Below are 12,178 nucleotides of genomic sequence, written 5' to 3' on the forward strand. Positions count from 1 at the left end.
GCCGTTACTCCCCCTCTCCCGGGAACAGGAACGGGTTGATGGAGCTGCGGGCAAAGCCCTCTTGTTCCATCCGTGCGTCCAGCACCAGTGAGGCGAGGTCGTCGGCCACGGCTTCTACTTTGGGATCCTTTTCCTGATAAAGAATCTTCAGGTAGGTACCACAGTCGCCGCAGCTTTCGGCTTTAATGGCCGCCTGCTCGTTGTCTAAAGACCAGTAGTGCAGATCGCGCGTCTGTTCGCAGTTGCTGCATTTCACGCGCACCACGTGCCACTCGGTTTCACACAGGTTGCAGTGCAAATAGCGCAGGCCCTGAGTGGTGCCAATTTGCACTATGCTGGAGACCGGCATCGAGCCGCAAACCGGGCAGAATTGACGCTGCTCACCGTATTCGGCGCGAGCTTTACCGGGTATCAGGCTGGCCATCTGCGCCCAATAGAGCGATAGCGCGGCCCAAATAAACGGTGCTTTATCGCTGCTAACGGAGGCAAAATCGGAGACAAATAGCGCGCTTGCCATCAGTTCCAGCTCTTGCTCTGACGCTTTTTCCAGATTCTCGATAACCGCCAGCGCCGGGCCGCTCATCTCTGGCTTCAGTTCGGCAATCAGCGAATGCAGTAGCTTGTGCCAGTGCTTGTCGCGCGGTAAAACGTGAATATCGAGCGGCGGTTTGCCCTGATCGTTCGCTTCTTTAATGCGTGCGGTGAGATCCATCTGCAGGGGATGATCGTACAGCACCACTTCCTGCGCGTGGGCGATAAGCGCAGCAAAGCGCAGATAATCCCCCAGCGGATTATTTTCAGCCAGTTCGCGCAGGCGCTCGGCACGACGGTTATATAAATTTTTGAGTCGAGGAAACAACAACGGTGGAATCATATCCGTCGCGCGTTTCTCGCTCTTTTCCAGCTCATCTTGCGGGATGATACGAATGCTCATTCAGTCACTTCCTGGTTTCAGCAGATTCGGCGATGGTCGCGTCCGCTCTGTGATTTGGCGGGCATCATGCGCCCGCTCTGGTGATGTCATTAATGATAACCGTAATCGGCATACGGGATATACCCATGACATCGCAATGTGTGCGCTACGATACCTGATATCGATACCCCAGACTATGCGCCGTTAGGATTAGCCATCCTGCCCCATGAGTTTACAGTGCCAATCCCGCCTGCGGTGCATGAGGGCTGGAGGCGGCAAAAGCGAACGGTATCCGCAAAAAAATGGCGTCGATATACGACGCCATTTATAAGACCAGCAAAGCGCACGCTTACGACTGGCGCTTATCCTGCTTTTCGCGGACTTCACGATACCAGCGCGGATGATGCTTCTTCGCCCAGGTCTTCGTGACCCAGCCTTCCACCATTGCGGTTATCGTGCCCTTCACCCACAGCGCGGCGTAAATATGCACCATGATCACCACAATCAGCGCCACCGCAGAGAAGGAGTGCAGCATCAGCGCGAAGCGGATAACCGGGATGGAGAACGCCGGCGCAAAGTACGGACGCCAGATAATCACCCCGCTGACCAGCAGCAGCACCAGCAAGATAATCGCCGCCCAGAACACGCATTTCTGGCCGAAGTTATAGCGTCCGGTATCGCCCACTTCCTCGTTGACGACAATCTTGCGAATATTCTTCGCCCAGAAAATATCGTCCCGGTTGATCAGGTTGTGGTGCCAGTAGCGGAAGAACATGATGATGAACGAGGCAAACATGATCACGCCCACAAACGGGTGCAGAATGCGCGCCAGCTGCGGTGTGCCCATGATTTGCATCAGCCAGTTGAAGGACGGGAAGAAAAAGCCCAGCCCGCTCACCGCCGCCAGCACGAAGCAGAAGGCGGTGACCCAATGGTTGATTCGCTCCGGCGCGGTGTAGCGCACGATGGTGTCACGTCTTTTCATTTGCGCACCTCGTCTTTCTCTTCATCCAGATTGTCCTCTTCCTCTTCCGCGCGGTTCGGACCGACGCCGACGTAGTGGAAGATGCTGGCGGCGAAGGTGGCCGCAAATCCGACCGCGGCCAGCGGTTTCCAGATCCCTTTCCAGAACTTCACGGTAGCGCTGATTTCCGGATTTTCCGGCAGGCCGTGATAGAGATTCGGCTTGTCGGCGTGGTGCAGCACGTACATCACGTGCGTGCCGCCAACGCCTGCCGGATCGTACAGACCTGCGTTGTCATAACCGCGGGTTTTCAGCTCGGCGACGCGCTCGCCTGCCAGCGTTTTCATATCCTCTTTGGAGCCAAAGTGGATAGCACCGGTCGGGCAGGTTTTCACGCAGGCCGGTTCCTGGCCAACGTTAACGCGGTCCACGCACAGCGTACATTTATAGACGCGGTTGTCTTCCGGATTCAGACGCGGCACGTTGAACGGGCAGCCAGCAATGCAGTAGCCGCAGCCGATGCACTGCTCAGACTGGAAGTCGACGATGCCGTTGGCATACTGAATGATTGCCCCTTCCGCCGGGCAGGCCTTCAGGCAGCCCGGATCGGCGCAGTGCATACAGCCATCCTTACGGATGAGCCACTCCAGTTTGTCGTTCTGCTCCACTTCCGAGAAGCGCATCACGGTCCAGGATTTGGCGGTCAGATCGGCGGGGTTATCGTACACCCCGACGTTATGACCCACTTCATCACGAATGTCGTTCCACTCGGAGCAGGCCACCTGACAGGCTTTACAGCCGATACAGGTCGTGACGTCGATAAGCTTCGCCACCTCTTCCTGATGGTCCCGCGCGTGCGGCGCGGGGGTGAAGCCGTTAGTCGCGGAACGACGGATAATGTCTTGCGATTGATAAGCCATAATTCGTCTCCGTTACGCCTTTTCCACGTTCACAAGGAAAGCCTTGAACTCCGGCGTCTGCGTGTTCGCATCCCCGACAAACGGCGTCAGGGTATTGGCGATAAACCCTTTCTTCGCCACGCCTTCGTAGCCCCAGTGAATCGGAATACCGATAGTATCGATATCCTTGCCGTCCGCTTTCAGCGTGCGAATACGCTTGGTCACCACCGCCTTGGCTTTAATATAGCCGCGGTTAGAGGAGACCTTCACGGTATCGCCATGGGCGATGCCGAGCTTGTTCGCCAGCTTCTCGCCGATCTCCACAAACTGCTCCGGCTGCGCGATGGCGTTGAGAAGCGCGTGCTTGGTCCAGTAGTGGAAGTGCTCGGTCAGACGGTAAGTGGTACCGACGTAAGGGAATTTTTCCGCTTTGCCCATCTGCTCAAGGTCGCCTTTAAAGACGCGAGCGGCCGGGTTAGAGACGACATTCGGGTGCAGCGGGTTAGTGCCCAGCGGCGTTTCAAACGGCTCGTAGTGTTCCGGGAACGGCCCCTCCGCCATCTTATCGATAGCGAACAGACGTCCCATTCCTTCCGGCTGCATGATAAACGGCCCGACATCGCTGTCCGGCGCCGCGGCGCTGTAGTCTGGAATATCCACGCCGCCCCACTTCGCGCCGTCCCATTTCAGGAGCTGACGCTTCGGATCCCACGGTTTACCCTGCGGGTCAGCGGAGGCGCGGTTATACAGGATACGGCGATTAAGCGGCCACGCCCATGCCCAGCCGAGGGTATTGCCAAGGCCAGATGGATCGGCGTTATCGCGACGGGCCATCTGGTTGCCGTCAGGCGTCCAGCTGCCGGCGAAGATCCAGCAGCCGCTGGAGGTCGTGCCGTCGTCACGCAGCTGCGCAAACGAACTGAGCTGCTGGCCTTTCTTGACGATCACAGCACCGGTTGCCGGGTCGGTGATGTCAGCCAGCGCCTTGCCGTTGCTCTCCATCGCCACTTCTTCCGATGCCGGTTCATGCGGCGTGGCGTAGTTCCACGTCATGTTCAGCACCGGTTCCGGCGCCGGTCCGCCCTGTTCGGCGTACATCTTGCGCAGGCGTAAGAAGATACCGGCGAGGATTTCACCGTCGGTGGCCGCAATCCCCGGGGCGTCAGCGCCTTTCCAGTGCCACTGCAGCCAGCGGCCGGAGTTAACGATGGAACCGTTCTCTTCGGCGAAGCAGGTGGACGGCAGGCGGAACACTTCGGTCTGGATTTTCGCCGGATCGACGTCGTTCGACTCTCCGTGGTTTTGCCAGAAAGTGGAGGTTTCGGTGTTGAGCGGATCGATGGTCACCAGGAACTTCAGTTTCGACAGCGACGCAACAACCTTGTTTTTGTTCGGGAACGAGGCTACCGGGTTAAAGCCCTGGCAGATATAGCCATTCACTTTACCCTGATTCATCATCTCGAAGTATTGCAGGACGTCGTAGCCCTTGTCCCACTTCGGCAGCCAGTCAAAGCCCCAGCTGTTTTCCGCCGTTGCTTTATCGCCAAAGAAGGCCTTCATCATCGAGACGAAGAATTTCGGGTAGTTACCCCAGTAGTTCACCTGATCCTTCAACAGCGGTTTCGGCGTATTGGCGGCGAGGTAGGTTTGCAGGTCAGTCTGTTTCTCGCTCGGCAGCGTCATATAGCCAGGCAGGCTCTGCGACAGCAATCCTAAGTCGGTGAGACCCTGAATGTTGGAGTGGCCGCGCAGGGCGTTTACGCCGCCGCCCGCCATGCCCATATTACCGAGCAGCAGCTGGATCATCGCCATGGTGCGAATGTTCTGCGCGCCGATGGAGTGCTGCGTCCAGCCCAGTGCGTACAGGAAAGACGCGGTTTTATCAGGAGCGCTGGTTTCCGCAATGTACTCGCAGACTTTCAGGAAGTCCGCTTTTGGCGTCCCGCAGATATTTTCGACAACTTCTGGCGTATAGCGGGAAACGTGCTGCTTCAGCAAATTCCAGACGCAGCGCGGATGCTGCAGCGTGGTATCGCGTTTAGCAAAGCCGTTTTCATCCAGCTCATAGTTCCAGGACGTTTTGTCGTACTTGCGGGCTTCGGCGTCATAGCCGCTGAATAAACCGTCTTCAAAGCTGTAATCTTCACGCACGATCAGGCTGGCGTTGGTATAGGCTTCGGTATATTCACGGTTAATCTTTTCATTGTTCAACAGGTACAGGATGACGCCTGACAGGAAGGTAATGTCAGTACCGGAACGAATTGGGGTATAGAAATCAGCCACCGACGCGGTACGCGTAAAGCGCGGATCGATCACAATCAGCTTCGCGCCATTGTGGATCTTGGCTTCCATCGCCCAGCGGAACCCAACCGGGTGAGCTTCAGCGGCGTTGCCGCCCATCACCACGATAAGATTGGCGTTCTTTATGTCGACCCAGTGGTTGGTCATCGCACCGCGACCAAATGTTGGAGCAAGACTTGCTACCGTTGGTCCGTGTCAGACGCGCGCCTGGTTGTCGACCGCGAGCATACCGAGCGCGCGGGTAAATTTCTGGGTTAAATAACCGGTTTCGTTACTGGAGGCGGAGGCGCACAGCATACCGGTGGTCAGCCAGCGGTTGACGGTGGTGCCTTCGCTATTCTGCGCGACAAAATTGGCGTCGCGGTCTTCTTTCATCAGCTTAGCGATACGGTCGAATGCTTCATCCCAGCTGATTTGCTGCCATTTATCAGAGCCTGGCGCGCGATATTCTGGAAATTTCAGGCGACTTTCGGAGTGGATAAAGTCTACCAGACCGGCCCCTTTAGGGCAGAGCGCACCACGGTTGACCGGATGGTCCGGATCACCTTCGATATGGAAGATAGACGCTTTGGCATTTTTTGCGCCGTCGCCGAGGCTGTACATTAACAGCCCACAGCCAACGGAACAGTAAGTGCAGGTGTTACGGGTTTCGCGGGTGCGCAGCAGCTTGTACTGCCGTGTTTCCGCTAGCGCTAAACCGGGCGCAAAGCCCAGCGCCGCTGCCGTGGTTCCTGCCATACCGCCAGCGCAGATCTTAAAGAACTGCCTTCTGCTGACCTGCATGGTTCGCTCCTTGTTTCGACATTGTCACGTATAGTTATTTGCTTTGCGGTAAGGGCCGCAAAGGTTCAGAATTGGGGGTAATTTCCCTCGTTCCCGGAGGGATATAAACAGAATACCACATTGTGTGTATGCCTGTTCCAATACGGTTAAGACAAAGTGAACAAGAAGCCTCTTGAACAAATCGAAAATGTGACCGATATCACAGGTTATCGCCAGGTATCGCTCTGGAAGCGCCCAAATTTGCAACATCCTCAGCCAGACGAGTTAGCTGAAGAGGTACCCGTTGCGCTGGTTTATAACGGCATCTCGCACGTGGTGATGATGGCGACGCCGAAAGACCTGGCGCAGTTCGCCGTCGGCTTTTCCTTATCCGAAGGGATTATAGAGAACCGGCGCGAGATTTATGGCATCGACGTCGTTCAGGCCTGTAACGGCCTGGAAGTGCAAATTGAGCTCTCCAGCCGCCGCTTTATGGGATTGAAAGAGCGCCGTCGCGCGCTAGCCGGCCGCACCGGCTGTGGCGTATGCGGCGTGGAACAGCTCAACGATATCGGTAAGCCCGTGCAGCCTCTGCCTTTTACCCAGACGTTCGATCTGGCGAACCTCGATCGCGCGTTGGCGCATCTGCGGGATTTTCAGCCGATAGGCTGCCTTACCGGCTGCACGCATGCGGCGGCTTGGGTAACGCTTTCCGGCGAGCTCGCGGGCGGCCACGAAGACGTTGGCCGCCACGTGGCGCTGGACAAACTCCTCGGACACCGCGCGGAAGATGATGGCGCCTGGCAAAACGGTGCGGCGCTCGTCTCCAGCCGCGCCAGCTATGAAATGGTGCAGAAGGCGGCGATGTGCGGGGTGGAAATTCTTTTTGCGGTCTCTGCCGCGACCATGCTGGCGGTTGAAGTTGCTGAGCGCTGTAACCTGACGCTGGTGGGCTTCTGCAAGCCGGGTAGGGCAACCGTGTACACGCATCCGCAGCGGTTAATTGCAGGTTAAAAATAAGTCAATTTTTTTGAATGATAACAGCAAATCCTTCCGCTTTTTGTTTGACGATGTGAGGGCTACTATTTATCACATCAAGGCACGGCGCCTTATTAAAACAACTAACGTAAAGGGTTTATCTCATGAAAAGCATCAAAACTTTTGTCGCTGTTATCGCACTTTCCGCTTCTTTTGGTTCCTTTGCTGCGGAAACCGTCACCGCTACCGCAGCAACGATGGACGGTGCGGAAGCGAAGATCGCCGCTCAGGCCCAGGCCGCAGGCGCGTCGTCTTACAAAATTACCGAAGCGTTTACCGGTAACCGCGTGCACATGACCGCTGAACTGAATAAATAAGCTTAAAGCTACTGTCGAAAGAGCGCCCAAGGGGCGCTTTTTTTGTCTTTTTGTGGCCTGCGGATGTGCATCAGCTATGGAGATTGTGCTTATCATTGGCCGGGCGGTGCGTCAGGCGCCGCCCGGCAGAAATGCGGGCACAATAGCTGTTGCCCTTGCATCCTTTAATCGAAGTAATAGCGAATGCCGAGGCGGAATCGTACCTGATCGTCGTGATTCTGATCCTGATCGAGCCAGGCCACTTCTGCATAGGGAAGCCAGTGTTTATCGACGCGGTAGCGCGCCACAATGCTTGGCTCCCAGTGGGTTTTCTGCCCGTTAGAGGCATTGAAGTCGTTAGCGTTGACGAAGAACTCAGGGTTGAGCTGGAGCCACAGTTTTTCGGTCGCCTGGTAATTAAGGAACAGGTCGAGCTGATGGCTGTCGTTATAATCCATATAGCCATTATAATCGCGATCTTTATGGGTCATATGGTTATAGCGATAGCGGCTGCTGAAACTCAATGTTTTACTGATTTTATAGTCGAGACTGATATAAGGAGCCAGTTTTGTTCCTTTATTATCAATATCGGTTAATCCGCCAGGCGTCAGCGTCCATTTTTCATTAAGCGGTAGCGGATACCAGCCTTCAAACTCCTGAAATGAGCTTTTCATTTGATTAAAGTCTTGCCCGAGGTCGTACATTGCGGAAGCCAGAACGCCTGCGCCATTATCAAATATATGACCCAGGCCAATTTTATACTGGTTTTTCTCAGAGGCCGTCGTGTGAGCGTAGCGATTATCAACCCAGGTTGCTGCGGCAATTGCATTTAGCGTAAAGCAGGACAGCGGTATGGCGATACAAAGCGTGCGTGATTTTTTCATTTTTATTCCTGTAGGATTTAATAAGTGCCATAATTTCTGGAGAGAAATAAAAGACACTTATTAAATAGCAATTGCTGTGCCAGAATATAAAGTTCTTAAAATACATGAAGTTGTTTTTATGTGTTGAGCCTTAATTCGACACTGACTGATTTTTTATTTGCGTCGATACTCATCACGAGTAATAAGACGGCTCCCTTTTATTAAAGGGAGCCAGGGGATGCGTTAAATTATGCCAATACCCGCAGCGGCAAAACCGAAGACAATCAGCATAATTAATACTTTATTGGGGCTAACTTTTTTATTCAGAAGCTTCAGGCAGCCCAGAACTAAAAGCAGAGGAATCAATCCGACGCAAATTTTGTCGAGGATCTCTTGCAGTACAAAGGGTTGGCCGGCGATGGTGGTTTTAAAGGTGGTGGTAAACTTCACCATGCTGGCGCTCATCGCTCCCACCATCATCAAACCCATAATTGATGAGGCTTTCGTTATACAGCTCAGCAACCCTGACTGCGTCGCTTCGGCGATATATTTAGAGCCTAAACGGTAGCCCATGACGCCGCCGTAATAGCGCAGCAGATAGCTGGGAATATTGTAAATCAGCAGGAACAGCAGCGGTCCCAACGGATTCCCTTGCGATGCCAGACCGATGGCAATCCCGGTGGCGATAATACGCAGTACGCCATAAAAGAAGGAATCCCCGACGCCAGCGAAGGGTCCCATCAGCGCCACTTTGATGCCGTTAATACTGGAAGTATCAAAGTTCGGATTGGCTGCGTTCTCTTTCTCCATCGACAGCGTCAGGCCCATAATAAAAGGAGCCAGATGCTGGTTGGTATTAAAAAACTGGCTGTTACGTTTTAACGACTCAATATAGCCGTGTGGATTGCCGGTATAGATTTTTTTCAGCAGCGGCGCAAGGATCCAGCCGTAGCTCAGCCCCTCCATGCGGGTAAAGTTCATGGAGCCCAGCAGCTGGAACTGGCGGAAGAACAGCTGACGGAACATATTTTTTTCGCCTTTGCTGTCATTTTGTGCGCTGAGCGCGCTGTGTTGGATATCAGTCATTGAAAAACCCATCCTTATCATCAACTGACGCTGGGGCAGCGGTTGCCGCCTGTTTATTGGCTTTAAGCTGATTAAATTCGTTAAAGCACAGATAGACCGCTACCGAGGCCGCGATAATGGCAATGCCCATAATCGGTAGCTGCAGATAGGCCGCCATCGCAAAACCGATAAAGAAGAAGGCGGCGATATTCTTGTTCCATAATGCTTTGAGCAAAATTGCGAAGCCCAGCGCCGGGAGAATGCCGCCAACGGCAGTCATTCCACGCATCACCGTATCCGGGATACTTTCGACCAGACTGCGAATGACGTCGGTGCCAAACAGAATGCCGAAGAACGCCAGTACCGCAAACGGCACGCCGTAAAACAGGGTCATGCCGAAAGTGATACCCAGCGCCGCACGGTCGCGGCCTTCTTCCAGTAAGGCGTCATATTTTTCAACCAGTCCGGTATAAACCAGCTTTAGTACCTGATAGACGAAAACCGCCAGCAGGCTGATGGGCAGCGCCAGCGCGACGGCCACCGCTGGTTCCGCGTGAGTAAGAATGGTAAAGGCCGTCGCCAGGACTGAACCCACAGCCAGATCTGCGGGAACGGAGCCGCCGATAGTGATAGTGCCCAGAAAAATGAGTTCCAGCGTGGCGCCGATAATAATGCCCTGTTGAAAATCCCCCAGCACCAGTCCTACCATCGCGCCGCAGATCAGCGGCCTTTCGATGAGCGGTTGTCCCAGGGTGTGATCCGCGAACTTGGCGATATACATCACCAGCGCGACAAGGAGTGCAGACGTTAACATAGCGACCTCGCTTAGCTGGCGGCGTTGCCCAGCATCTCAATCAGGTTTTTTACCGGATGAGAAGGCAGGACCTGATATTCAACGGCAATGCCGCGGTTGGCGATGGCGTGGAAATCCGCCACATCTTCCGGCGTCACGTAGACGGTATCGCTGATGCGCTTTTTCGCCGCCAGATTGTCGGTGATGCGCCCAAAGTTAGCGACATTTAACGTTTTTATTCCCGGAACCTGTTCGACGAGTCGACGGGCGTCGGCGGCGTTGTTGACGATCACCATAATTTTCATTGCGTCCGAACGCGGGTCGTTAAGCACATCCCCTGCATCCTTTACCGCCATGATGGCGCATTTTGCGGTATCAGGAGCCGCCATGCGCAGCGACATTTTTTGCACTTCGTTATTCACGATCTGGTCATTGGCGACCAGAATGCGGTTCACGCCCAGATGCTTGGTCCAGACCACGGCAACCTGTCCGTGGATTAGACGATCGTCAATACGTACTAAAGAAATCATGGTGTAGCTCCAGTTAGCAAAAGTAGGGTGTCCAGACGCGGGAAAGGCGAACCAGGGCTTCGAAATAGAAGTAATCGCCCCAGAGGTTTGGTTCGTTAATGCCCATATTGCGGCCAAAGTTATAAACGCCTTCGCGCAGCAGGCCGTCCTGCGTGTGGGCAAGGTAGCGCTCGTGTAAACTGCGCATCATCAGTTCGATAGCATTGCTGTAGGCCGGGCGCAGCGGGTCGGTGAGTGGTAACAGCTTCAGTAGTTCCGCCAGACCGCAGGCGGCTATCGCCGCTGCGGAAGTGTCCCGATACTGGTTATCCCTGGCGGTGAAAATCAGATCCCAGTAGCAGACAAAATCTTCCGGCAGGCGGTTAAGAAAATAGTGCGCCAGGCGGCGAGAGAGCTCGGGCTGCCAGGCATCGCCGGTGTGGGTGTATCCCAGCGCAAAACCATAAATTCCCCACGCCTGGCCGCGCGACCAGCAAGAGCTATCGCTGAATCCCTGGTGGGTATCCCCGCGTAGCGGCTTACCATTATGAATATCCATATAGAACGTATGAAAAGTAGAAGCATCATCACGTACCAGATAGCGTGCGGCCTGTGCCAGATGACGGCAGGCGGCTTCGCGCCATTGTTGATTTCCGGTTTCGTTGGCGGCCCAAAACAGCAGCGGAACATTAAGATTGCAGTCGATGATCATTCGCCCCTGGCGTGCCGGGTCGTTTAAATCTCCCCAGGCCTGAATGACGCCCGCCGTGGCGTTAAAGCGGCGATAGAGCAGCTCGGCCGCGCGCAGGGCGAGTTCGCGAGCGCGCAGGTTGCCGGTGAGCTTCCAGGCGTTAACGCAGGAGAGGAGATAGAGAAAGCCCAGATCGTGGGTATCCACTTTAATCTGCTTATCGAGACGTTCTTCAAAGCTATCGAGCAGGCTTTCCGCCACCGCCCGATATTTATCATCGCCGGTGACCTCCCAGGCGAGCCACAGCATGCCGGTCCAGAATCCCTCGGTCCAGTCGACTTTCTCCACGCTTTCATAACGGCCCCGTGTCGCACTGGCGGAGGGAAAGGTCGCCGTAAAGCGCGGCAGCATAGCGTCGAGGCGGATCAGAACGTCGCCGATGGCGCCGTCAAGCCAGGCGCGGTCCAGCCCTGGCTGCGGTAAGAAGTAGCGAGTATCAAGCGCTTCGAGTGCGATAGTCATAGCTTTCCCTCCCCGGCAAAAAAATCGTCAATATCATCCTGGGAGTGAGGCTGTTTCGTCTGGCGCGCAGTGATGATTTCCGGCAGCTGGTTCATGTACTGCATTGCTCCGCTGGCGGCGGCAAATGCGTCCTGGAGGCGCTGGGCGGTATCAGCGTGCTCCGACATACAAAACTCCATCAGCATAATCAGGTTAGCGCCGCTGATTACGTGAGCGTGGGGATATTTAACCATCATCTGTACAGCGGTATTGTTGACACTGCCGCCCGGCATATCGGTAAACAGCACCAGCTCATTGCCGCGACCGGCAGCCTGTTGGGCTATAACATCAAAACGGGCTGCTAACTCTGCGGTTGAGCCAATTTCGCCGCAGTAGGCGCAAACGGGCGTGACGCCATGGTCGTCGCCAATCAGCAGATTTAATGCCGACACTATCCCTTCTGCGTAGCGGCCGTGAGTTGCGATGTACATCTCTCGCATTGCGTATTCCTTAATCTTTACAGGTGTCTGAGAAAGAATTAGCAATCAGCGTGCCATGTTTTCATTTATATGATTTTAAAGGA

At 54.8% G+C, this 12,178-nt stretch carries 12 protein-coding genes; 2 read left to right on the forward strand and 10 right to left on the reverse strand.

Annotation, left to right across the window (positions count from 1 at the left end; translation table 11 throughout):
• Nucleotides 1-4: 4 nt before the first annotated feature.
• The 4 genes from fdhE to fdnG all read right to left on the reverse strand — a co-directional run bounded on the left by fdhE (nt 5) and on the right by fdnG (nt 5,860).
• The gene (fdhE, locus tag HMPREF3178_RS00470) at nt 5-934 is read right to left on the reverse strand and encodes a formate dehydrogenase accessory protein FdhE (protein WP_004116785.1); all 930 of its coding nucleotides are present in this window, start codon (nt 932-934) and stop codon (nt 5-7) included.
• Between the two features lie 328 nt (nt 935-1,262).
• Complete coding sequence (fdoI, locus tag HMPREF3178_RS00475; RefSeq protein ID WP_004116787.1) at nt 1,263-1,898, reverse strand: formate dehydrogenase cytochrome b556 subunit; 636 nt, start codon at nt 1,896-1,898, stop codon at nt 1,263-1,265.
• Complete coding sequence (gene fdxH, locus HMPREF3178_RS00480) at nt 1,895-2,797, reverse strand: formate dehydrogenase subunit beta (RefSeq protein WP_004107383.1); 903 nt, start codon at nt 2,795-2,797, stop codon at nt 1,895-1,897. The genes fdoI and fdxH overlap by 4 nt, the downstream gene beginning before the upstream one ends.
• Nucleotides 2,798-2,809: 12 nt before the next feature.
• The gene (gene fdnG, locus HMPREF3178_RS00485; RefSeq protein WP_094298909.1) at nt 2,810-5,860 is read right to left on the reverse strand and encodes a formate dehydrogenase-N subunit alpha; all 3,051 of its coding nucleotides are present in this window, start codon (nt 5,858-5,860) and stop codon (nt 2,810-2,812) included.
• A gap of 156 nt (nt 5,861-6,016) precedes the next feature.
• Here fdnG and fdhD point away from each other — a divergent pair, with 156 nt between their 5' ends.
• Together fdhD and HMPREF3178_RS00500 are read left to right on the forward strand one after the other, a co-directional pair.
• On the forward strand, nt 6,017-6,853 hold the full coding sequence (gene fdhD, locus HMPREF3178_RS00495; protein ID WP_004116791.1) for a formate dehydrogenase accessory sulfurtransferase FdhD: 837 nt from the start codon (nt 6,017-6,019) through the stop codon (nt 6,851-6,853).
• A gap of 128 nt (nt 6,854-6,981) precedes the next feature.
• Nucleotides 6,982-7,194 (forward strand): YdgH/BhsA/McbA-like domain containing protein, encoded by a 213-nt coding sequence (locus HMPREF3178_RS00500; RefSeq protein WP_004107394.1) that lies wholly within the window; start codon nt 6,982-6,984, stop codon nt 7,192-7,194.
• A gap of 164 nt (nt 7,195-7,358) precedes the next feature.
• On the opposite strand, the gene HMPREF3178_RS00505 is transcribed toward HMPREF3178_RS00500, so the two are convergent.
• From HMPREF3178_RS00505 to HMPREF3178_RS00530, 6 genes are all read right to left on the reverse strand, one after another.
• Nucleotides 7,359-8,057, reverse strand: coding sequence for an oligogalacturonate-specific porin KdgM family protein (locus tag HMPREF3178_RS00505; protein WP_004107397.1), 699 nt, complete (start codon nt 8,055-8,057; stop codon nt 7,359-7,361).
• Between the two features lie 222 nt (nt 8,058-8,279).
• Nucleotides 8,280-9,122 carry a PTS system mannose/fructose/sorbose family transporter subunit IID gene (locus HMPREF3178_RS00510; RefSeq protein ID WP_004116794.1) on the reverse strand — a complete coding sequence of 281 codons (843 nt, stop codon included), beginning with the start codon at nt 9,120-9,122 and terminating at the stop codon, nt 8,280-8,282.
• A complete protein-coding gene (locus HMPREF3178_RS00515) occupies nt 9,115-9,915 on the reverse strand; it encodes a PTS mannose/fructose/sorbose/N-acetylgalactosamine transporter subunit IIC (protein ID WP_004116796.1) in 801 nt (266 codons plus the stop codon). The genes HMPREF3178_RS00510 and HMPREF3178_RS00515 overlap by 8 nt, the downstream gene beginning before the upstream one ends.
• 11 nt (nt 9,916-9,926) lie before the next feature.
• The gene (locus tag HMPREF3178_RS00520) at nt 9,927-10,424 is read right to left on the reverse strand and encodes a PTS sugar transporter subunit IIB (protein ID WP_004116798.1); all 498 of its coding nucleotides are present in this window, start codon (nt 10,422-10,424) and stop codon (nt 9,927-9,929) included.
• 13 nt (nt 10,425-10,437) lie between these two features.
• Nucleotides 10,438-11,616, reverse strand: coding sequence for a glycoside hydrolase family 88 protein (locus tag HMPREF3178_RS00525; protein WP_017145170.1), 1,179 nt, complete (start codon nt 11,614-11,616; stop codon nt 10,438-10,440).
• Entirely contained in the window at nt 11,613-12,095 is a 483-nt protein-coding gene (locus tag HMPREF3178_RS00530) for a PTS sugar transporter subunit IIA (protein WP_004107410.1), read from the reverse strand. The genes HMPREF3178_RS00525 and HMPREF3178_RS00530 overlap by 4 nt, the downstream gene beginning before the upstream one ends.
• Nucleotides 12,096-12,178 lie beyond the last annotated feature (83 nt).

This window comes from Klebsiella sp. HMSC09D12 (assembly GCF_001808475.1).
GTDB classification, from domain to species: domain Bacteria; phylum Pseudomonadota; class Gammaproteobacteria; order Enterobacterales; family Enterobacteriaceae; genus Klebsiella; species Klebsiella oxytoca.